Genomic DNA, 19,854 nt, shown 5'->3' on the forward strand with positions numbered 1-19,854 from the left:
CGCTTTTATATTCTGCCTTTTCTTCAATTTCTAAATACTCTTCAGGTGTGTAATAGAGTTTTTGTGTTTCTAACTGCATAAAAATACAACCTATGATTGTGCGGTTATTGTGCGGCTAAAACTTTTGGATTATATTACCATTTTAAAGTACTACCTGAAGTTAGTCGGCTACAAATTTTATGTGAATTGTCCTAAACTAGGAGAACATCGAAGAGTGGAAATGTAGCATTATGGTAATCACTCCTAATACCGCGTCTGAGGTCATCTACCCCGAAAGCGACGGACAACCAATGGCCGATAATACTAAGCAATTTCGCTGGATAGTAACTATTAAAGAAAATTTAGAAATTTTATTTGCATCGCAACCAGATGTATTCATTGCTGGAGATTTACTTTGGTATCCAGTTGAAGGCAATCCCAACATCAAAAAAGCACCTGATACTTTGGTAGTGTTTGGTAGACCCAAGGGAGATAGGGGTTCTTACAAACAATGGGAAGAAGAGAACATTCCGCCACAGGTGGTATTTGAAATATTATCTCCTGGCAATACAACTAAAGAAATGGCACATAAACTCCTGTTTTATCAACGCTATGGAGTTGAAGAATATTATATTTACGACCCAGACCAAAATGAATTAACAGGGTTTGTGCGCTCAGAAGATTGGTTGCAAGAAATTAACCAGATTCATGAGTGGATAAGTCCCCGTTTGCAAATCCGTTTTGAACTCACACCACAAACTCTAGAAATATATCGCCTTGATGGATATAAGTTTCTTACACCCGTTGAGCTTGACCAAGTACGTACACAAGAACGTCAAGCTAAAGAAATAGCTCTCCAACAATTGGAGGAAGAACGCCAACGATATCAAGATTTATTGACACGACTGCAAGAGCGGGGAATTAACCCAGAACAACTGTTGTGAAACATTTTTCATATCTATGTTATGCGCCAATAAATCCCATTTTCGCGTTGCATTAACTGGCAAGCAATCAACTCTCGTCGCAGGGTGGCGCAGTCAATATGGTAGCGTTTGAGAATATCATTTACCAGGCGTTCCGGGTAGTTGACTCCGACATCAAACTGGTTTGCTAACCACTTAAGAATTACTAAACGTTTTTTGCGGCTAGCGGGGATTTCCTTCAGACATTCACCCTCAAAATAGTTTTTCAACACTTTGCTTTCCCAAGCCTCGGTATCCACATCTCCAATCAAAGATGCTATTTTCTCAGGTGTGAAAATTTCCTTACTAATGCTTTGCAAAGCCTCGCTATCCAATTTATATAGACGGCTATTACCTTCAGGGCGCATTGTCACCAAATTTAGCTCTTTAAGTTTCGCTAAATGATGGGATACCGTCGGTTCCTTCAGTTGCAGTAACACCGCCAATTCTTCGACGCTGCACTCCTGATTCGCCAAAATACCTACAATCTTTAATCGGCTATCATCTGCTAATGCCTTGAAAAAGCGCAGTAATATGTTAAATAGCTCTGGTTGCATAACTAACTTCTAATTAGATGTCTATCTAATTAGAAGTATATCTAATCGAAAAGCTCAGATCCCCAACTTCTCACAAAAGCTGAGGATTTTGTTGTTAAATTTAACTAAATTGTTCCTCTGCATCGAGGTTGAACAGCATTTGCAGAGTTTGCATACAGCGCCGTCTAGCTTCCACATCTTGCTGCGATCGCAATTGCACCATCGGATCATGTAAAATTTTATTGACAATTCCCCGTGTTAATGCCTCAATCACTTCTTGATGTTTTTCGGCGAATTCCGAACCCAATCTCGACAAAGCTTTTTCTAACTCTTGTTCGCGGATGGTTTCGACTTTATTTCGCAGACAGCTAATGGTGGTAACAGTTTCTAAACTGCGCCACCAAATATCAAAGGCTTCCACTTCTTCTTCTAAAAGTTTCTCTGCTTCCTGTGCAATCTTGCGACGGCTTTCGTAGTTTTGCGCCACTACAGCCTTTAAATCATCTACATTAAACGCTTGCACATTTTCCAATTCATTTACATCCGCATGAACATTACGCGGCACAGAAATATCAAATAACATTAGAGAGCGTTGAACTTCTAAAACCATTTCCAATTTGGCACGGTCAAGTATTGGCTCTGTTGCCGAAGTACTTGTAAATACCAAATCACTATCGGCAATTACTGCCATCATTTCCGATAGTGGATGAATTTGGATTGGTTGTTGAGGGAACTGTTTGGCTAATTCTTGGGCGCGATCGCGTGAGCGATTTACAATACTAATTTCCACAGCACCTTTAGAAATTAGGTGTTGCACTAGCAGCCGCGACATTTTACCAGCGCCCAAAATTACGACTCGACAAGCAGCTAAATTTGCTACTTTTAGCTGCGCTAACTCCACAGCAGCCGAACTGATCGAGACAGCGCCAGTACCAATACTAGTTTCAGTGCGAACCCGCTTCCCAGCAGTCAGCGCTTGTTTAAATAATCGATTCAAAATCGTTTTTATACCACTATATTGCTGTCCCAGTTTGTGAGTAGTCTTCACCTGAGCCAGAATTTGACCTTCTCCGAGTACCAGACTATCTAAACCACCTGCTACTCGCATCACGTGCATCACGGCATCATCATGTAGCAGCATAAACAAGTGTTGTCGCAGAGAAAGCACGGGCAATTTACTATATTCTGCAAGAAACTGGGTTATTTCGCGGATACCTTGGTCGGCTTCACTGGTGACAATGTAAATTTCCAGGCGGTTACAAGTGCTAAGAATTGCAACTTCATCAATATGAGGATAGCTGGCCAGTTGAGCGATCGCACTTTCAATTTGTGGTTCTGGAATGCTCAACTTTTCCCGGACTTCTACTGGGGCTGTTTTATGGCTTAACCCCACCACTGCTATATTCATTTGCTAAATCGTAGTTACTAATTGGTAGTTGGCAATCGGGCATTGAGTGAGAAATAGGGAATGGGGAATTATTATTTATTGGTTGATAGTTTTTTCAACCAACAAACAATAACTAATCACTAAATACTAACTACTAACTAGTGTAAAGATGAAGCGTTTTGGTGACTATTTTTTTCGTTTTATCGAAACATTTCTTTCCAAATGCTTTACCCTTACTTTTACCATTCCCCATTCCCTAAAAATTAGTTCAGTTGGAGAACTTTTGGTTCACCAAACAAGTGAATTGTGTCAACAAATCGAGCAGTTTTCGACTGGTTGGAAATAACCAAGCTTTGAGTTCTTGCCCCGTCCTTGAAGAAACGTACACCTTGCATGAGATTACCACTGGTAATGCCGCTAGCAGCAAACAGAATAGTTTTACCAGATGCCAGTTCATGAGCATCATAGACCTTATCGGGGTCATTGATATTCATAGAGGTTAAACGCTCGATATTGGCTTCTCTGCTTTCTCCAATCAGACCTGTTTTTACTACTGCGGGGTCGTAGATCAGTTGACCTTGGAAATGTCCACCCAAAGCACGCATTGCTGCTGCCGAGATTACACCTTCAGGAGCCGCACCGATACCCATCAGTGCGTGGATATTAGTTCCAGCAAAACCACAGCTTATAGCTGCACCCACATCACCATCTGAAATTAGGGCGACTCTCGCTCCAGCCTCACGGATTTCTTTAATTAAATCGTTATGGCGTTCGCGCTTCATGACTACTACTACAAGTTCATCAATACCTCGGTCTAAAACCTCAGAGAGAATCTTCAGGTTTTCTGTTGCTGACTTGTTGATGTCTACCTTACCCTTAGCTGCGGGAGGTGCTGCTAACTTCTTCATGTAAAAGTCAGGAGCAGCAAATAATCCACCCTTTTCAGAAATTGCCAAGACAGCCATTGAACCAGGTTGTCCATAAGCTACCAGGTTCGTACCTTCACAGGGGTCAACAGCGATATCAATTTCAATTAGTTCATCAGGGTTACAGAAACTTTCGGCATTTGGTTGGGTACAGATACCAACTTCTTCCCCGATGTATAACATAGGCGCATCGTCGCGTTCGCCTTCCCCAATCACAATGCGACCACGCATGTGGATTTTATTCATCCGCTCCCGCATAGCTTCTACAGCTACCTGGTCAGCGATATTTTTTTCGCCTTTACCCATCCACTTTGCGGATGCGATCGCGGCTTGCTCTACTACTTCAATAATCTCTAACCCAAGTGTATTTTCCACAGAGTTTACCCTCTCAGCTGCTTGAATTTGCGTCGTTTCATCTGCCTATTCTCAGTTTTCAAGTCTACCAAAGGGCGGATACACGTGGAAGAAAGTTAAGTTTTACTGCTAACTCGTTAGAAAAGTGCCAGTTAACACATCCTGATTTTTTACTCATAATTACTCCAGTATAAAACCTGTTTAAAAGTAACTAAGTTAAAAACTGGCAGAATATGAGTAGAAAATTGCTTTTATTCAGTATTTATACTTTGGGTATAAAATAATAAAGAAAAAAGCTGGTAAATTCACCAAAAACTGAAAAACAAGGCGCAGAGTCAAGAGCTTGTCAAATTCAGAGGTTAATCGTGTTTATCGACTACATCACACTCATGTTGATCAATATGGTAGCTGGGCTATTTCTACTGGCTGACTATGTGTATCGTGGTATAGATAGTTCTAACCAAAAACAGTGGATTCCCGGCTTTGGAATTACAGGAGCGATCGCACTCACAACTGGTTTACACATGAGCTTCACCTGGCCAGTTATCGGTAGCTTTAACATTGCCTTCGGTGAAACAAGTGTCTTATTTGGTATCTTGTTTATTGCAGCAGCGATCGCCCTGGCTCAAAATTGGGATTTATTTACAATAGCAATTTACGGCTTCTTTGCTGGGGCAGTTGCGATCGTAGTGGGTATCCGCATCATCAATTTAAATTTGACAAAGCAACCGCTTTTATCGGGAATCGGCTTTATTTTAACTGGATTAGGCGGTATTTTTGCAGCGCCAACTCTCTATTGGAAAACCAACCGAACTTGGCGGCTAATTGGCGTAGCAGTGCTAATAGTAGCCGCTCTAATTTGGGCATTGACTGGATATTTATCTTACTGGAATCATTTAGAGAGTTTCCAAAAGTGGGTTCCAGCGCCGATGCGGTAAGCAATGTTCTAGGCTAGAGACATAGTTAAAACCTTGCTTAAAAAAATATGCTGGACTTTCTTAATCCCCTCTTAAATCGCCATCCAGAGCGAGTCAAAGCCAATGTTGAACTTTACACCTGGCAAACTTGTCCTTACTGCATTCGTGCCAAAATACTGCTGTGGTGGAAAGGTGTAAATTTTACTGAATATAAAATCGACGGCGACGAAGCAGCCAGAGCTAAAATGGCAGAACGCGCCAACAGTCGCCGTACCGTACCACAAATTTTTATCAATAACCAGCACATTGGCGGCTGCGATGACCTCTATCAGTTAGACACACAAAGTCAACTCGATCCCCTTTTAGCCCAAGCCGCTATTTAGACACGATAAATCGCCGTCAAGACGAAAAATGATTGTAGAGACGGCGATTCATCGCGTCTCTTGCTTAACCGAACAGTATTAGTGATTTGGAGAGAGGTCAGAATATTAAGCACATCAGGCATTAATAAGAATATGCTAACTAAGTATACAGAATATCTTATACATCAACAATGGATGAGTTATGCCCTAGAATTAGGAAAAACAGCAGGTGATGCAGGTGAAATCCCTGTAGGTGCCGTTATCATTGATTCAACAGGCAAATTGCTGGCACAAGGAGAAAACAGAAAAGAGCGCGACAAAGACCCAACCGCTCATGCGGAAATTCTCGCTATCAAGACAGCTGCAACAACTTTGCAAAATTGGCATCTCAATGAATGCACTCTCTATGTAACTCTCGAACCCTGCCCGATGTGTGCGGGTGCGATCGTCCAATCACGACTAGGATTACTGGTATATGGAGTAGACGATACCAAAACTGGCGCAATTCGTACAGTTATTAACATACCCGATAGCGCTGCTTCTAATCACCGCTTACAGGTAATCGGAGGCATACTAGAGTCAGCTTGTCGTCAGCAATTACAGGCTTGGTTTGCTACTAAGCGGCGTAAGGTAAAATAACAGACAGAGGTAAAACTGTCCATCTAGTACGACACAAGTCACACAAGAGAATCTACGGTGTAACTAATCAGGCCTTTCGTTAAATTTTTACCTGTCAATCAGCTGCATCCGTCATGATGGAATCCCACTCTTCATCCGATACCTGCCAGCACACCGCAGCAAATCCTCCGGTAGATAGCACTACCTCAAGGGTTTCTCCTTGGTTAAGTCCTCTGGCATATTTATTAGGTCGTCACTGCCTATTACCATTATTCTTTGGACAAATTAGAGTAACCGGACAAAAAAATATCCCCACAACTGGGCCTGTGATCCTTGCGCCTACCCATCGGGCGCGTTGGGATGCTTTGCTCGTACCTTACGCTACAGCTTGTCTGAGAAAGCAAGACTTGCGGTTTATGGTAACTATTGACGAATGCCAAGGTTTGCAAGGCTGGTTTGTTCGACGTTTAGGGGGGTTTCCTGTAAATTCTAAGCATCCGTCAATCCGCACGCTGCGACATGGAGTAGAGCTACTTCAGCAGCAAAAAACTCTGGTAATCTTTCCAGAAGGTAACATTTTTCGTGATGGCCAAGTTCACCAGTTGAAGCCGGGAATTGCTCGTCTTGCTTTGAGTGCTGAATCTAGTCATTCCGGGCTGGGAGTGAAAATTATACCCATAGGCATTAACTACAGCCAACCTTATCCAAATTGGGGTACAGATGTGAGTATTGACATTGGCTCCCCAATGAAAGTAGCAGATTACATGAATGGCTGTATAAAACAAGATGCAAAAAGCATCACGACTGATTTAGCAAAGGCACTACAACAATTGAGCCATCAAGAAACAAAAGTTACTAATCACGCATTTGCAGAAATTACTAATTCTTGATCTATTAATTGCTTGATGATAAATATTTTCACTATTTGGTCAGACAGTTAAATGAAAGTTGGCAAGCGCCGACTGAAGACATCGCCATTCTGAACTAGTTTGCTGCGATTCCTACGGCGGGCTACGCCTACGCAAATATTTCAAGCAGTACTTTAGAAAAATTCTCCTGCCAAATATCCCAGTGAATCTGAGATAATTATTGGAGAGAAAAGTCGGTAGTTAAGCAGATAGTGACACACTCCCCCGTAGGTATCGCTAATCGCAACGATATAAGTTAGTTGGTATACAGGGGTAATGGGAACTCTATTAAACTGATTTTTAGTCTAAATCAGAGATACTTAGGATCTAACTTTGCTTTGTCCAAGACCCAAACAGAGTTAAGATACCCGAAGTTTCCATAACTCTTTTATATAGTTGTCGCACTAATTGATCCCATGAACACTGCTGTCGCTGTTACCTTGATGCACCGTACTGTTTTATCAGTTATAGCAGTCCTTAGTCTGCTATCACCTGTGAATGCTCAGGTATCACAGTCACCAGGCACTACCAGCCAACCACAACCCATTGACCCCAACGATCCTAATAACCTCCGCCCCATAACCGAAAGTAACAGCATTTTGAGCATTGCAGGTGGCGATCGCTTAGTAAAAGATGCAGAACAAGCCGTTTCTGCTCAAAACTACCCCTTAGCTGCCAAGAAACTGCAAGAAGCACGTCAAGTTTATAATCAGCTATCTAATTTTTATCAAGAGTTAAATTCTAGCTTTTCGGGAATTGACAACAGAGTTTCTGATTCTCAGCGTCAAAAAGCTCTATTAACAGCCCAAAAGCGAGATGAAGCCACCTTTCAGCTAGCATTGGTACATCGGGCGCAAAATCAGCCAGAATTAGCTGTACCGTTGTTAGTTCAAATAATTAAGAGTCAAAACCCGACGCGGGATTTAGGCAAGAAAGCCTATAAACAGTTATTTGAGTTAGGTTTTGTTGATTCTCCCTATCCTAGAGAAGGTGGTAATTCATCCTCCTCACCCCCAAAAAAATAAATTAAATTTTTGTTGCTTCTTTTTCTCTAACCCCATCTCCCTAACCAGTCGCTTGGGAACGCCCCAGTGCTAGGATATAACTATCCGCCGTAACCAAAACTTGAGCGTTCTCAAGCAATACACCTCAGAGGCGCGTTTATCTACAGCCTTGCCAAAGCCTGAAGTTGGTACAGGCATTTGCTCCATATCTGTTAATAATAGAAAAGTAAGTTTTTTCAGGAATTGCGATGATTAGTCCGCAACAGGTTGAGGAAATGATCAAGGCGGAACTGCCAGACGCACAGATTCAGGTGCAAGACTTGACTGGTGGCGGCGACCACTATCAGGTGACAGTAGTTTCATCGCACTTTGCAGGTAAAGGACTAGTGCAACAGCACCAGTTAGTTTATGGTGCGTTGGGTCAAGCTATGTCAACTGAAGCGATTCACGCCTTGGCGGTGAAAACATACACTCCCGAAGCTTGGCAAGCAACAGCAAGTTCCTAAAGTTAGGAGTTAGAAGAAATAGAGACGCGATTAATCACGTCTGTACAAGAGTTAGGAGTTAGAAGTTAGGAGTTAGGAGTTATGAATTATGAATTATGAATTATGAATTTTTAACTCCTCACTCTTCACTCCTCACTCCTCACTCTATTAATGCAACATAGGAAACACAAATACCATGACACCAGAACTCAAAGACAAAATTGATAGCTTGCTACAAGAAAACAAGATTTTAGTTTTCATGAAGGGAAACAAGTTAATGCCCCAATGTGGTTTCTCCAACAACGTGGTGCAGATTCTCAATACCTTGGGAGTTCCCTTTGAAACGGTTGACGTTCTATCAGACCCGGAAATCCGTCAAGGTATTAAAGAATACTCAAGCTGGCCGACAATTCCCCAAGTATATATCAATGGTGAATTCCTTGGCGGTTCTGATATCTTGATTGAACTGTACCAAAAAGGTGAATTGCAGGAAAAGGTAGAAGTAGCATTAGCTTCTTAATATTTCTTTAGCCAAACTAAAGCGTATTCCGCTAAATTTGCGCTTTGCAATCAAGGCAATGTGACGTTTTTTATATCCTTGAAAGGAGAGACAATATTTCTTTCCCCTTTCAAGGGTTTTTTAATCGGTTCCTGACACAAATACTTGGCGATAGATGCGCTCTAATAGTTTCAAAGAAAGCGGATTGATTTCTCTCAAAAAAATCATTTAAACTTAATTTTGAATTGTTAATACTTATTGGAATGGCTCAAACAGATGGAGATAGCCAAATTGAACCCTTCACCCTAACTTCTATAAGCTAGGGCAAAGCGTTCAATTCCAGCTAAGTCCGCGTGAATTTGAATATTGCAATAATTACCTTGATTTTGTAAAATTTCTCGCACTGTATCCGCCTGTCCTGCCATCATCTCAATCAGCCACACCCCACCCGATCGCAAATAACTAGGGGAGATTTCGATCAAATGGCGGATGCAATCTAAGCCATCAGCGCCACCATCCAAAGCTAGATGCGGTTCATGGTTAACTACTTCTGGTTGCAAAGTAGGTAAGGTGCTGGTGGGTATGTAGGGAGGATTCGACACCATACCACTGAACTGACCTTTTAAGAATGTCAGTGGCTCCCACCAGCAACCTTGATAAAATTTAATCCGGTCGGCAAAACCCAAATTATCGGCGTTAGTTTGGGCGATCGCTAGAGCTGCTAAACTGTAATCAACTGCATGAATTGTTGCTTTTGGCAAGACATCTGCTAATCCCAGTGCGATCGCGCCACTCCCAGTACCCAAATCTGCCCAGTCTCCTGAAGCATTGCTAGCAGATGCTTCAACTAAATCGATTAAACACTCTGTCTCTGGTCTAGGAATCAAAACCGCACTCGACACGGCAATTTTAAAATTACGCCAAGGTGTCGTTCCCGCAATATACTGCACTGGTAAGCGGTCATTTAATCGCCTCTGCCACAAGTGTTCTAACTCTTCTAGAGACAATTGCAGTTGAATTTGCGGCCAGTTTTTAAAAGACTCTAAACGCAGTGCCAACCTGTCTAATCCTGCAACTTCCAAGAGCAGCCAATCTACCTCCATTGCTGGGACATCAGTGGCGATCGCGGCTTCGAGAGCTGCATTTCGCCACTGCCAAAGTTGTAAACCAGAGACTATCAGATGTTTCTTCCCCATACCTCAACCTTGGAGCGCATATCCGTTATTTTTTCGGAGCCTGTGCGGGCGCAGCAGCTGGCTTGGCAGCTGGTGATTGATTTGGCGCAAGGGAGCGAATAAAGTTGATTGACTCCCGTGATGGATAGAGAACAATTTTATTGATACTAGGATCGCTGCTGCTATTGAGAGCCTCCATAACACCGTACAAATCCACTACCTGAATTTCAGTATTGTCTGCTTCCTTGGGGACGGCTTTTTTAAATTCGTCTAAGAGAGCCACTGCTTGCTCTTTCTCAAAAAAGAAAGGGATGTATCGCTCATTACCTTTGGCAAGGGGAATAGTCAGATAGCTATTATCTTTCTTAAATTTGGGTACAAATAAGGGAATACCATTGAATTGCTCTACCTTTTTACCATTTTGATTGAGCATACTTGTTGCCGAGGCTACCTGCTGTTGTGTCGGCACTAAAGTATAAATTACAGAATCTGATTTCTTTTTGCTTTCTTGGACTATTTTATAGTAGTCTGCCAAAGACAAAGGTCTAACCTGTAGGGTTCCTGCCAACTGGGGATTTTCTTTTTTGAGCCGATTGTCAAGGAATTTTTGAGCATCTTGCTTGCTAATAAAAAATCCTACTTGTGAGATCGGCTTGGATGCGTTGTTCTTTCTCGAAAGAACTACGAATTCGCCTTTAGGATTGGTGAGCGTGAATACAGGTACTTCTTGGAGCTTTTTCACGACTTGATCTTGTGGCAATGCGATCGCCTCTAGATTGCCCATTCCTGGTAGATTGCCTATTCCTGAAAGCCCTGTTAAAAATACACTACCAGCTATACCCAATGTTGCGCCTAAGCGAATAAATGATTTCATGACTGCTCCTCGCATAAATATTCCAATTAAATTAAACAAATGGTTGGATTTGCACAGCACCAACTAGCTTTAGTTATATAGCAATTCATTTTAGTTGTGAAAAATTCATTATGCGCGTTGAGGTTGAGTGTTAAGCATCAACGGTCAAAATCCAATGTTCCCTAACTATTTAGAGTTGCTACAGTATCCTTTTCACAAGTTGGCTGTGCTAACGTTGTGTTTTTCTAGGTTTCGCGCTTCGCTATTTCCCGCGAAATGCCGTAGATGCCTATTATATGTCTTCTCAAACAGGAAAAAGCCTCTCAATCTCTCCAACCTTGGAGATGATAAATGCCATTCTATCGGCTTTTTCTAAAATTGGTTGACGCTATTACTTAATCAATCGTTCCATCTGCGATTGGTTTAATATTTTCTCAAATCTATACAAAGACTCGGTATCAACAATATATTACTACTTAATAACGAAATTTACCTATTAGGCTTCAACAAAACAACAGCCTAATTAGTCTTCTCCGTAAAAATATCCAAATTAATTAAATTGCAGATGTTAGAAAACAAAACCGATCTAACTGCCCTAAATGTTAACTACAATTAAATCGGGATGACAGGATTTGAACCTGCGGCATCCTGCTCCCAAAGCAGGCGCGCTACCAAGCTGCGCTACATCCCGTTATATCGATCCACTTTTTTGGTTTGGTTTTAGCTTGCCATTAAAGCGATCGCGCTTTCAAACAAAGCGTTAAATTAATCATATCACATAACACCGCTCATGCCTAATATATCCTAATATACCTAATATATTTATATCTTCCTTCTGCAAATTCAAGCGAGATTAGACATTTAGACTGATAAAGGTTTATCTGCCGACTTAGTTTTACAAGAAAGATTACTTGTGCGTTCGTCGGCTAAACCTTGTCAAACCAAATTTAAATAATAGATTTGTACTACTATACCTGATTTTATTGTGCGAATCGGGTTTTATTTGGATTGAGCGTTAGTGAGGATACCAGAACATACCTTTGATGCCTTCTGGATCAGCCATAAACCCCATAGTTCGGTAAAAATCTACAACATGGGGGTCAGCAAAGAGAGTGACATTACTAATTTCTTCACTCCTAAGTTTTTTGAGAACGTATTTCATCAGCGCCTTGCCCAGTCCTTGACTTTGAAAGTCTGGGTGAACCACTACATCCCAGATAGTGGCATTAAAGGCGTGATCTGAGGTAGCACGGGCAAAACCAATGAGCCGCTTTTGGTTTCCTCTCACTTGCCACATTGTGGCAACGAGAAAACTATGCTCAATAGCTTTTTTCACTTTTCTTAGAGGACGACGCGACCAACCAACTGCATCACAGAGTTCTTCTAGCTCATATAGGTCAATGTCTCGTTCCGTGCTGAAAACGATCCGAGCCTCCTTTGAAGAAGCTTCGCTAATACTACTGGGGCTGGAGTTGCCGACAGTTTCAGCTGTATGCTCTTCAAAGGGGTTTGTCCTAGTTGTCCCTACAGATTCAGAAGTACTAAACCAAGTTTTCCAAAAACCCATGCCAACGCGGTTCGGGTAGTATAACTGAATTGGTTTCCACTCTCAGGAGTGTTGATTCACTTTTAACATCGCTACCCCCATTTACTACCCTTTACACTCCAAATTTTTCGGTTGTTTTCGGGATTTGCAATGGTAACAGCCAGTTAGAGCGTGTTTCACACCAATCATTTTCAACTTTAGCATTTTGTTGTAAAGGCTAGGAGAAATTCACCAAAAGGGTAAGGATATAAACAATTCAAAATTCAAAATTCATAATGGAAAAACCGAATCTTGGCAATTGCTCGTATAGAGCTTAAATGCAGGTTAGCTTAGAAGTGAATTGTATACACCGGATTGGGAATTGGGCATTGGGCATGGGGCATTGGGCATTGGTTATTCTTTCTCCCTCATCTCCCTCATCTGCCTAGTCCCCAGTCCCCAACACGCAGCCCCCAGCCCCCAANNCCCAGCCCCCAATACCCAGATGACGAAAGCAAGCGAGTTTTACCCTTAACAATGGCTTCTGGTTTAAAATCTTCGACACTAGAACTCCTAAAGCGCTTTAACCGAGCGTTTCCCCAGTTTTATGAGCAATTCGTCAGTAGTGAAATTCAACTGCAAAATTTGCGGCTAGCCTACCGTCTCTATAAAACTAGACGCGCTGTTATTGAGCTGAAACCGGAAGGTAGCAAAAGTGCCTTGCATTTTGCTTACCGCAACCAGTCTTTTCTCCTCAGCGATATTTTTGGCGTACTAGCAGCTTATGGATTAACTATCCACGGTCTGAGCCTATACGGTCAGATCCGTCCGCCAATGTTAGTTTTTATCAAACTGTTGGTATCTCGTGGTAGTAAAGCCTTGACCGAGAAAACCGCAGAAAATGTTTGTCGCGCTATTCGTGAGGCTTTAGGAGGTCGGTTTGAGGTAGAAGAGATGCTCGCAGTAGAATTTAATCTTGATACTGGCTTAGAGCAGGTACAAACTGAGTTTTATGTCGATCCGGTCTTTCATCTCCCTGCCCTAGTGATTGAAGCTGATAATCAACCAGGATTATTCTACAAAGTGATGTACGCTATCTGGCAGGAAGACCTTCTGGTAGTCAATGCCAATTTACTGGTTTGGCGGGGACGTACACGACTAATTCTCTACTTGTTGGGGCCGAATGAAAGCCTCATTCCTGAATATCTGGGTCACAAAATTGCTGAAGGAGTGCGACAGAGGTTGCTGGGTAAATGAAAAAAGTGAAAAGTGAGGAGTTATGGGTCAAATAATTCGTAATTCGTAATTAAAAATTAACAACTCTTCACTCCTAACTTCTAAGTCTTCGCACTCCGCATTTAGTCGCACCCGCCCTTAAGGGTACGATATAAGTATGGCAACTATCGAAATCTTGGGCGTTCCACACGCATACGAGCTAACGGCTCCCACTTCCTGCCCCGATGCTTTAGTATTTATCCACGGTTGGCTGAATAGCCGTGGATATTGGCAACCTGTGATTTCCCGCTTATCAGATGATTTGCAGTGCCTGTCCTATGATTTGCGGGGTTTTGGTGAATCTCAATCCCAGGTAAAAACTGATTTTAGTCGAGGACAAACGTCTTTGAGTCTAACGCCCATCTCCAGTAGTGCGGTTGGCTCATCTTTCGATTCTCTTTATACTCCTGCTGCGTATACTCAGGATTTAGCAGCTCTCCTGAAACAGCTAAATATTACGAGTGCTTGGCTAATTGGTCACTCATTAGGCGGGACGATCGCTCTTTGGGGAGCAGATCAAATGCCTGAGTGTGTTAAGGGTGTTATCTGTATCAACGCTGGCGGTGGTATTTACCTCAAAGAAGCCTTTGAGCAGTTTCGCTCGGCGGGTCAGAAATTTTTGCAAATCCGTCCGCGTTGGCTGTCCCAAGTACCTTTAATTGATTTGCTGTTTACTAGAGCTAGTGTGGCTCGTCCTTTGGAGCGCCATTGGGCACGTCAGAGGGTAATTGATTTTATCGTGGCTGATCCAGAAGCAGCTCTGGGAACTCTGTTAGACTCCACAACGGAAGAAGAAATCAATCGTTTACCTGAGCTAGTATCCCAACTGAAGCAGCCAGTTTACTTTTTGGCTGGTGCGGAAGATAAGGTTATGGAACCTAAGTATGTGCGCCATTTAGCTAGCTTCCACAGACTTTTCCAATATTGTGGTGACAATGTTCTAGAAATTCCTAATTGCGGACACCTGGCTATGTTGGAACAGCCGGATGCTGTGGCCGATCGCATCCGGGCGATAGTCAATAGTTATAGGGTATAGGGTATAGGGCATTGGTAGTTACAAATGACAAATGACAAATGACAAATGACAAATGACTACTCAATAGGTTGATATAACTTCATCACCTGAGTAAGCCCTAACCTAGACTCAACGCCTAGTGTGAGGGGGGATGTATGACCACGGGATAGATGGTCAACTGCGGCACAGCCAATCATGGCGGCGTTATCAGTACAGAATTTTAGAGGTGGGAATAAGACTCGTAGATTATGTTTAATGGCGGCGGCTTGAAGGTTTTTTCTCAACCCGCTATTAGCTGCTACACCGCCACCGATCGCAATTGTATCTAGGCTATAGTCTAGGGCACAGGCGATCGCTCTTTTGGTTAGCGATCGCGCTACCGCATCCTGAAAGCTAGCTGCTACATCTGCCACTGGTACTTGTCCGCCATCTTTCTCTAACTGCTGCACTAAACGTAATACAGCCGTTTTTAACCCGCTAAAACTCGCATCATAACGATGAAACCCCCCACCGGGTAGAGAAACTCTTCCTTCCGGTAAAGCAAAGGCTTGAGGATTCCCCTCTTGTGCCAACTTGTCAATCACTGGCCCACCCGGATAACCCAGCTTTAACAATCGCGCCACTTTATCAAAGGCTTCACCCGCAGCATCATCACGGGTTTGTCCGAGGGTTTCGTATATACCACAATCTTTGACATAAATCAAGCTTGTATGTCCGCCTGAAACCAGTAAGCTAAGAAAAGGGGGATTTAAAGTTGATTCGCTCAAGTAAGTTGCGTAAATGTGACCTTCGAGGTGATGAACTCCCAAAAATGGTTTGTTGTGTACCATTGCCAGAGTTTTGGCAGCAGTTAACCCTACTAATAGGGCTCCTACGAGTCCAGGGGCGCAAGTGGCGGCAATTGCGTCAATTTTTCCCCAGTCTAATTGGGCTTGCTCTAGAGCTTGTGCGATCGCAACATTTATCGTTTCCAAATGCTGGCGAGACGCTACTTCTGGCACTACCCCGCCATACTGCTGATGGACTGGAATTTGCGAGGCTACGATACTGCTGCAAACTTTACGATTGTTAACAATTGCGACGGCTGTTTCATCACAACTGGTTTCTATTGCTAAAACGGTTGTCATTGGGAGTTTCTGAGTGCTGAGTTCTGAGTGCTGAGTTCTGAGTTTCTGAGTTTCTGAGTTTCTGAGTTCTGAGTTCTGAGTTCTGAGTTCTAAAGTCTGAATTCTGAGTAATAGAGAGAAAATCTTGCTTCTTTACTACCCTACAACAACAATTCTTGTACTCAGCACTCGTTACGGGCTAAACCCTAGCTATCCGCTAACAGCACTCAGCACTAATTTTGGTTGAGAAGCTTTAACTTTTATTTACTTAAACTTTACTCGGTTCCCACCCAAGAGTATGATGACTTCCTAGTTATGCAAATAAACAACTGTACAAGCCGCTTCGTTTTGTACAAAGAACTTCTTGTTTTGTAATAAAAGGAAACAACTCTATGCGACGATTGTTTGCTTTGATGTTAGCGATTAGTCTTTGGTTCAACTTTGCCCCCCCAGCACAAGCTTTAGGGGCGAATTTGACACCGTGTAAAGACAATGCCGCTTTTCAAGAGCTAGCAGCTAATGCCCGTAACACCACCGCCGACCCCCAATCAGGGAAAAAGCGGTTTGAGCGTTATTCTCAGGAGCTGTGCGGTCCTGAAGGATACCCCCACTTGATTGTTGATGGTAGTCTAAATCATGCTGGTGACTTTTTGATCCCTAGCATTTTGTTTCTATATATTGCTGGTTGGATTGGTTGGGTAGGTCGTGCCTATCTGCAAGCAATCAAAAAGGAATCTGACACTGAACTAAAAGAAATCCAAATCGATCTTGGTTTGGCACTACCCATCATCGCGTCAGGCTTTACTTGGCCAGTAGCAGCAGTCCAAGAATTGCTCTCTGGAAAATTAGCAGCCAAGGATTCAGAAATCCCCATTTCTCCACGCTAAATCAGCTTAACTAATTCATTCGTTTTGGAGACTAAATTCATGGCAGACAAAGGCGATCAATCAGCTTATTTGATTAAATTCATTTCCACAGCGCCTGTGGCAGCTACCATCTGGCTGTTCATCACAGCAGGTATCTTGATTGAATTTAACCGCTTTTTCCCTGACCTACTTTTCCACCCACTGCCATAAGTGTCAAATGGAATTTAGGACAGTTGAATCAATGTCTTGTTTTTTGCCTAATATTGTGTAGTTGATATATTCAGCTTAGTTAGGCAGAATTATCACCAAAAATAGACGGCAAAAATAGTTTTTTGAAACTCGTGATACTGTTTACAGATCGCGAGTTTCACAGCTTTAGATAAGCTAAATTAATTTTTCTAAACTTCCTAAATAAAATGCTTCTTTAGCTACAATTATTATTAATATAAAAATGCCACCATTTTAATTTTAGAGGCGAACATAAAATATGGCACAAGCAGTAGATGCATCAAAGAATCTTCCTAGCGATCCCAGAAATCGGGAAGTTGTTTTTCCCGCATTCGGCGATCCACAACTAGGCAACCTAGAAACCCCGGTTAATTCTTCTCCCTTGATCAAGGGGTTTATTAATAATTTACCTGCCTATCGCCCAGGTCTGGCTCCTGCTAGACGCGGTTTAGAAGTTGGTATGGCTCATGGTTACTGGCTATTTGGTCCCTTTGCCAAATTGGGCCCACTGCGGGACACAGATAATGCTAACTTAGCTGGATTACTGGGAGGTATCGGCCTGGTTGTTGTTCTCACCGGCGCTCTGTCGCTGTATGCCAATAGCAATCCACCCAAAGCACTTCCTAGTGTTACCGTACCCAAGCCTCCAGCAGATGCTTTTAACTCTAAAGAAAGCTGGAACAACTTCGCCAGTTCTTTCTTGATTGGTGGTATTGGTGGTGCAGTAGTTGCTTACTTTTTGACTAGTAATTTGGCTCTAATTCAAGGTCTATTTGGTTAATTACTAGAAATTAGGAGTTAGGAGTTAGGAGGTTAAATTCATAACTTCTAACTCTTAACTCCTAACTTATTTAAACAAAACCGCTTCAATGTCATTTAAAGCAGTTTCAAAATCGTCATTAACGATTTTAATATTAAATTCATCTGCGGCTTGAATTTCATCTTGGGCGCGGAGTAGACGACGGGCGATCGCTTCTTCAGAGTCTTGGGCACGAGAGCGTATTCGTTTCTCTAATTCATCAAAGGAAGGCGGTAAAATAAAAATGCTAAGGGCGCTGGGGAAGGAAGCACGGATTTGTCTTGCTCCTTCTAGTTCAATTTCCAGCACTACCAATTTACCGGCATGAATTTGGTTAAGTACAGCTTCACGGGGAGTACCGTAATAGTTACCAGCAAATTCTGCCCATTCTAAAAATTCACCTTCAGCAACTAATTGCTCAAACTTACTGCGGCTGGTGAAGTAATAACTTTTGCCATGAATTTCTCCTGGACGGGGAGAACGAGTTGTCGCGGATACGGAATAATAGAGTTCTGGATGACGCTCTAGGAGCGATCGCATTAAAGTGCCTTTACCGACCCCACTGGGGCCAGTTAAAACAATTAATCTGCCTAAATGTAAGCATTCTTCGGTAGTCGCACTACTCTGGATGGGTAAAACTGGCATCATCCCTTCAACCTGTGAATCAATCAATACATATTATTCATTAGTCTTGTGTTCCTGGTCTAGTCCACTAGTGACTAAAGAATTTGTAGCAAGGGTGACAAAAAATTTGTCTAATTCATACATTACTACCGATACGGTGCAAAGAGGAGTGGGAAAAATCCACTACTAATCAATTATCTACAGTTTGATGATCGCGAGAAATCACAAAGCGATTCGCCACCGTTTCCGGCTGAATCGCTGACAGAATTACGTGGCTGGAATCGGTGATAATTACAGCCCTAGTCCGACGACCGTAAGTTGCATCAATCAGTTGACCTCTGTCCCGTGCATCGGTAATAATCCGCTTAATCGGGGCAGACTCTGGACTGACAATGGCAACTACTCGGTTGGCAGACACGATGTTACCAAAGCCGATGTTGATTAACTGAATGTCCATAAAAAAACTGACGCTAAACGCGGTTTAAAAAGCTTGAAATAAACTTATTTCCATGTTATCGCCAAAAAACTGGAGTTACAACGATTAAATTCAAGCCAGTCTACGTTTTTAAATAATGTTTGCTACTTTTAGCTATTTATTAGCTAATTTTCCTCAAAATCTTCCCAAAGACATAGGCGAAATTACACTGATACAAGCTAGTTAAATGATGTATTTTTATCTTTATGTAAAGGGACTAGTACCGCAAGGCGGAATTCAAAATTCAAAATTCAAAATTCAAAATGAATACAGCATAAGCGTTTGGTTAATCTGGAATGGGTGGTTTATTTACTCCGTGGTGTACTAGTACCGCAAAACGGAATTCAAAATTCAAATGGTGGTAAATAATCCACATCTAAAATTTGCTCAATGCTATAAGGACAAGTTTGCGGAAAACAATTCAATCCACTTTTCTTTTTTGCTTGTCGTAGCGCATCAATGTAGACTTCTGCAAGCACTGTGAGCAGATATTTGTAGAGGTTTTTAGATTTAGTTAATTTCCTGAGTTCCACCCGAAAATTATCAATTTCCACTTCCCAATGATTTTTACATTCAGGGAGGCTCCAATGTTGATACAAAAGCAAATGTTTGAGAAGTTGCAGTAAATAACTTTCGAGCTTGTGCTTCTGTTCATTACCCAATCTTTCAATCTCTTCAATCAAATGATCCCAATCAAGATACTCTAAATCTCTTTCTTGCAATTGTTTCAATGTAGTTTCTAACCACAAGTGATAATCCTGCTTATAGAGAATTTGAGTAAGTATTTTAGACATTATTTAATATTCTCCTAATTTACGAAGATTTGGAATTAGGTTTTATCGAACAGAATTCAGGAGTCAGGAGTCAGAATTCAGAATGAATGATAGCGCAGCGTTAGAGAGGAACGAGCGTCGCGTCTTTATTCTGACTCCTGTTAGCGGTAGCGGGGCGTTTAGCCCATTCTGACTCCTGAATT

The 19,854-nt window shown here is 42.2% G+C and carries 23 protein-coding genes and 1 tRNA gene; 13 read left to right on the forward strand and 11 right to left on the reverse strand.

What is annotated here, in order from left to right; all coding sequences use genetic code 11:
* Window positions 1-230 precede the first annotated feature (230 nt).
* Window positions 231-923 (forward strand): Uma2 family endonuclease, encoded by a 693-nt coding sequence (locus tag HWQ37_RS06755; RefSeq protein ID WP_292745173.1) that lies wholly within the window; start codon window positions 231-233, stop codon window positions 921-923.
* A 14-nt stretch (window positions 924-937) separates the two neighbouring features.
* On the opposite strand, the gene HWQ37_RS06760 is transcribed toward HWQ37_RS06755, so the two are convergent.
* The 3 genes from HWQ37_RS06760 to glpX all read right to left on the reverse strand — a co-directional run bounded on the left by HWQ37_RS06760 (window position 938) and on the right by glpX (window position 4,165).
* On the reverse strand, window positions 938-1,498 hold the full coding sequence (locus HWQ37_RS06760) for a DUF2087 domain-containing protein (RefSeq protein WP_292745175.1): 561 nt from the start codon (window positions 1,496-1,498) through the stop codon (window positions 938-940).
* A gap of 100 nt (window positions 1,499-1,598) precedes the next feature.
* A complete protein-coding gene (locus HWQ37_RS06765; RefSeq protein WP_292745177.1) occupies window positions 1,599-2,885 on the reverse strand; it encodes a glutamyl-tRNA reductase in 1,287 nt (428 codons plus the stop codon).
* A gap of 242 nt (window positions 2,886-3,127) precedes the next feature.
* A complete protein-coding gene (glpX, locus tag HWQ37_RS06770) occupies window positions 3,128-4,165 on the reverse strand; it encodes a class II fructose-bisphosphatase (protein WP_292745179.1) in 1,038 nt (345 codons plus the stop codon).
* A 344-nt stretch (window positions 4,166-4,509) separates the two neighbouring features.
* Between glpX and HWQ37_RS06775 the strand changes: the two genes are divergently transcribed.
* The 7 genes from HWQ37_RS06775 (at window position 4,510) to grxD (ending at window position 8,958) form a co-directional block, all read left to right on the forward strand.
* Window positions 4,510-5,082 (forward strand): DUF981 family protein, encoded by a 573-nt coding sequence (locus HWQ37_RS06775; RefSeq protein ID WP_292745181.1) that lies wholly within the window; start codon window positions 4,510-4,512, stop codon window positions 5,080-5,082.
* 47 nt (window positions 5,083-5,129) lie between these two features.
* A complete protein-coding gene (gene grxC, locus HWQ37_RS06780; protein WP_292745183.1) occupies window positions 5,130-5,444 on the forward strand; it encodes a glutaredoxin 3 in 315 nt (104 codons plus the stop codon).
* Window positions 5,445-5,576: 132 nt separating this feature from the next.
* The gene (gene tadA / locus HWQ37_RS06785) at window positions 5,577-6,062 is read left to right on the forward strand and encodes a tRNA adenosine(34) deaminase TadA (protein WP_292745185.1); all 486 of its coding nucleotides are present in this window, start codon (window positions 5,577-5,579) and stop codon (window positions 6,060-6,062) included.
* 113 nt (window positions 6,063-6,175) lie between these two features.
* Window positions 6,176-6,931 (forward strand): lysophospholipid acyltransferase family protein, encoded by a 756-nt coding sequence (locus HWQ37_RS06790; protein WP_292745187.1) that lies wholly within the window; start codon window positions 6,176-6,178, stop codon window positions 6,929-6,931.
* Between the two features lie 434 nt (window positions 6,932-7,365).
* A complete protein-coding gene (locus HWQ37_RS06795) occupies window positions 7,366-7,974 on the forward strand; it encodes a hypothetical protein (protein ID WP_292745189.1) in 609 nt (202 codons plus the stop codon).
* A gap of 227 nt (window positions 7,975-8,201) precedes the next feature.
* On the forward strand, window positions 8,202-8,459 hold the full coding sequence (locus tag HWQ37_RS06800; protein WP_292745191.1) for a BolA family protein: 258 nt from the start codon (window positions 8,202-8,204) through the stop codon (window positions 8,457-8,459).
* A gap of 175 nt (window positions 8,460-8,634) precedes the next feature.
* Window positions 8,635-8,958 carry a Grx4 family monothiol glutaredoxin gene (grxD, locus tag HWQ37_RS06805; protein WP_094349509.1) on the forward strand — a complete coding sequence of 108 codons (324 nt, stop codon included), beginning with the start codon at window positions 8,635-8,637 and terminating at the stop codon, window positions 8,956-8,958.
* 284 nt (window positions 8,959-9,242) lie between these two features.
* On the opposite strand, the gene prmC is transcribed toward grxD, so the two are convergent.
* The 4 genes from prmC to HWQ37_RS06825 all read right to left on the reverse strand — a co-directional run bounded on the left by prmC (window position 9,243) and on the right by HWQ37_RS06825 (window position 12,532).
* A complete protein-coding gene (prmC, locus tag HWQ37_RS06810; RefSeq protein ID WP_292745193.1) occupies window positions 9,243-10,133 on the reverse strand; it encodes a peptide chain release factor N(5)-glutamine methyltransferase in 891 nt (296 codons plus the stop codon).
* 25 nt (window positions 10,134-10,158) lie between these two features.
* Entirely contained in the window at window positions 10,159-10,986 is an 828-nt protein-coding gene (locus tag HWQ37_RS06815) for a Tic22 family protein (RefSeq protein WP_292745195.1), read from the reverse strand.
* A gap of 596 nt (window positions 10,987-11,582) precedes the next feature.
* Window positions 11,583-11,656 (reverse strand) — tRNA-Pro (locus HWQ37_RS06820).
* A gap of 324 nt (window positions 11,657-11,980) precedes the next feature.
* Complete coding sequence (locus HWQ37_RS06825) at window positions 11,981-12,532, reverse strand: GNAT family N-acetyltransferase (protein ID WP_292745197.1); 552 nt, start codon at window positions 12,530-12,532, stop codon at window positions 11,981-11,983.
* Between the two features lie 495 nt (window positions 12,533-13,027).
* On the opposite strand from HWQ37_RS06825, the gene HWQ37_RS06830 reads away from it, so the two are divergent.
* Both HWQ37_RS06830 and HWQ37_RS06835 read left to right on the forward strand, forming a co-directional pair.
* The gene (locus HWQ37_RS06830) at window positions 13,028-13,747 is read left to right on the forward strand and encodes a hypothetical protein (RefSeq protein ID WP_012410214.1); all 720 of its coding nucleotides are present in this window, start codon (window positions 13,028-13,030) and stop codon (window positions 13,745-13,747) included.
* Between the two features lie 136 nt (window positions 13,748-13,883).
* The gene (locus HWQ37_RS06835) at window positions 13,884-14,801 is read left to right on the forward strand and encodes an alpha/beta fold hydrolase (RefSeq protein WP_292745199.1); all 918 of its coding nucleotides are present in this window, start codon (window positions 13,884-13,886) and stop codon (window positions 14,799-14,801) included.
* Window positions 14,802-14,857: 56 nt separating this feature from the next.
* Here HWQ37_RS06835 and tsaD read toward each other — a convergent pair whose 3' ends face one another.
* Complete coding sequence (gene tsaD / locus HWQ37_RS06840) at window positions 14,858-15,907, reverse strand: tRNA (adenosine(37)-N6)-threonylcarbamoyltransferase complex transferase subunit TsaD (RefSeq protein WP_292745201.1); 1,050 nt, start codon at window positions 15,905-15,907, stop codon at window positions 14,858-14,860.
* A 371-nt stretch (window positions 15,908-16,278) separates the two neighbouring features.
* Between tsaD and HWQ37_RS06845 the strand changes: the two genes are divergently transcribed.
* The 3 genes from HWQ37_RS06845 (at window position 16,279) to HWQ37_RS06855 (ending at window position 17,761) form a co-directional block, all read left to right on the forward strand.
* Complete coding sequence (locus HWQ37_RS06845) at window positions 16,279-16,773, forward strand: Photosystem I reaction center subunit III (RefSeq protein ID WP_292745203.1); 495 nt, start codon at window positions 16,279-16,281, stop codon at window positions 16,771-16,773.
* 39 nt (window positions 16,774-16,812) lie between these two features.
* Window positions 16,813-16,962 carry a photosystem I reaction center subunit IX gene (gene psaJ, locus HWQ37_RS06850; RefSeq protein WP_094349471.1) on the forward strand — a complete coding sequence of 50 codons (150 nt, stop codon included), beginning with the start codon at window positions 16,813-16,815 and terminating at the stop codon, window positions 16,960-16,962.
* Window positions 16,963-17,239: 277 nt separating this feature from the next.
* A complete protein-coding gene (locus tag HWQ37_RS06855) occupies window positions 17,240-17,761 on the forward strand; it encodes a photosystem I reaction center protein subunit XI (RefSeq protein WP_292745206.1) in 522 nt (173 codons plus the stop codon).
* A 66-nt stretch (window positions 17,762-17,827) separates the two neighbouring features.
* Here the strand turns inward: HWQ37_RS06855 and gmk are convergent, their stop codons facing one another.
* The 3 genes from gmk to HWQ37_RS06870 form a co-directional block, all read right to left on the reverse strand.
* The gene (gmk, locus tag HWQ37_RS06860; RefSeq protein ID WP_292745210.1) at window positions 17,828-18,427 is read right to left on the reverse strand and encodes a guanylate kinase; all 600 of its coding nucleotides are present in this window, start codon (window positions 18,425-18,427) and stop codon (window positions 17,828-17,830) included.
* Window positions 18,428-18,593: 166 nt separating this feature from the next.
* Window positions 18,594-18,860, reverse strand: coding sequence for an extracellular matrix/biofilm regulator RemA (gene remA, locus HWQ37_RS06865; protein ID WP_073639751.1), 267 nt, complete (start codon window positions 18,858-18,860; stop codon window positions 18,594-18,596).
* Window positions 18,861-19,222: 362 nt separating this feature from the next.
* Window positions 19,223-19,672, reverse strand: coding sequence for a DUF29 domain-containing protein (locus tag HWQ37_RS06870; RefSeq protein WP_292745208.1), 450 nt, complete (start codon window positions 19,670-19,672; stop codon window positions 19,223-19,225).
* Window positions 19,673-19,854: the final 182 nt, after the last annotated feature.

The organism is Nostoc sp. NMS4 (assembly GCF_017115095.1).
Taxonomy (GTDB): Bacteria; Cyanobacteriota; Cyanobacteriia; order Cyanobacteriales; family Nostocaceae; genus Nostoc.

What these genes read in the sequence shown, in the direction of transcription:
- HWQ37_RS06790 (WP_292745187.1), top strand. Translation starts at nt 6,176, where the DNA reads ATGATGGAATCCCACTCTTCATCCGATACCTGCCAGCACACCGCAGCA.
- grxC (WP_292745183.1), top strand. Translation starts at nt 5,130, where the DNA reads ATGCTGGACTTTCTTAATCCCCTCTTAAATCGCCATCCAGAGCGAGTC.
- HWQ37_RS06870 (WP_292745208.1), bottom strand. Translation starts at nt 19,672, where the DNA reads ATGTCTAAAATACTTACTCAAATTCTCTATAAGCAGGATTATCACTTG.
- gmk (WP_292745210.1), bottom strand. Translation starts at nt 18,427, where the DNA reads ATGATGCCAGTTTTACCCATCCAGAGTAGTGCGACTACCGAAGAATGC.
- HWQ37_RS06835 (WP_292745199.1), top strand. Translation starts at nt 13,884, where the DNA reads ATGGCAACTATCGAAATCTTGGGCGTTCCACACGCATACGAGCTAACG.
- HWQ37_RS06815 (WP_292745195.1), bottom strand. Translation starts at nt 10,986, where the DNA reads ATGAAATCATTTATTCGCTTAGGCGCAACATTGGGTATAGCTGGTAGT.
- HWQ37_RS06765 (WP_292745177.1), bottom strand. Translation starts at nt 2,885, where the DNA reads ATGAATATAGCAGTGGTGGGGTTAAGCCATAAAACAGCCCCAGTAGAA.
- HWQ37_RS06800 (WP_292745191.1), top strand. Translation starts at nt 8,202, where the DNA reads ATGATTAGTCCGCAACAGGTTGAGGAAATGATCAAGGCGGAACTGCCA.
- HWQ37_RS06760 (WP_292745175.1), bottom strand. Translation starts at nt 1,498, where the DNA reads ATGCAACCAGAGCTATTTAACATATTACTGCGCTTTTTCAAGGCATTA.
- HWQ37_RS06845 (WP_292745203.1), top strand. Translation starts at nt 16,279, where the DNA reads ATGCGACGATTGTTTGCTTTGATGTTAGCGATTAGTCTTTGGTTCAAC.
- HWQ37_RS06855 (WP_292745206.1), top strand. Translation starts at nt 17,240, where the DNA reads ATGGCACAAGCAGTAGATGCATCAAAGAATCTTCCTAGCGATCCCAGA.
- HWQ37_RS06755 (WP_292745173.1), top strand. Translation starts at nt 231, where the DNA reads ATGGTAATCACTCCTAATACCGCGTCTGAGGTCATCTACCCCGAAAGC.
- grxD (WP_094349509.1), top strand. Translation starts at nt 8,635, where the DNA reads ATGACACCAGAACTCAAAGACAAAATTGATAGCTTGCTACAAGAAAAC.
- HWQ37_RS06825 (WP_292745197.1), bottom strand. Translation starts at nt 12,532, where the DNA reads ATGGGTTTTTGGAAAACTTGGTTTAGTACTTCTGAATCTGTAGGGACA.
- psaJ (WP_094349471.1), top strand. Translation starts at nt 16,813, where the DNA reads ATGGCAGACAAAGGCGATCAATCAGCTTATTTGATTAAATTCATTTCC.
- HWQ37_RS06795 (WP_292745189.1), top strand. Translation starts at nt 7,366, where the DNA reads ATGAACACTGCTGTCGCTGTTACCTTGATGCACCGTACTGTTTTATCA.
- tadA (WP_292745185.1), top strand. Translation starts at nt 5,577, where the DNA reads ATGCTAACTAAGTATACAGAATATCTTATACATCAACAATGGATGAGT.
- HWQ37_RS06830 (WP_012410214.1), top strand. Translation starts at nt 13,028, where the DNA reads ATGGCTTCTGGTTTAAAATCTTCGACACTAGAACTCCTAAAGCGCTTT.
- prmC (WP_292745193.1), bottom strand. Translation starts at nt 10,133, where the DNA reads ATGGGGAAGAAACATCTGATAGTCTCTGGTTTACAACTTTGGCAGTGG.
- remA (WP_073639751.1), bottom strand. Translation starts at nt 18,860, where the DNA reads ATGGACATTCAGTTAATCAACATCGGCTTTGGTAACATCGTGTCTGCC.
- tsaD (WP_292745201.1), bottom strand. Translation starts at nt 15,907, where the DNA reads ATGACAACCGTTTTAGCAATAGAAACCAGTTGTGATGAAACAGCCGTC.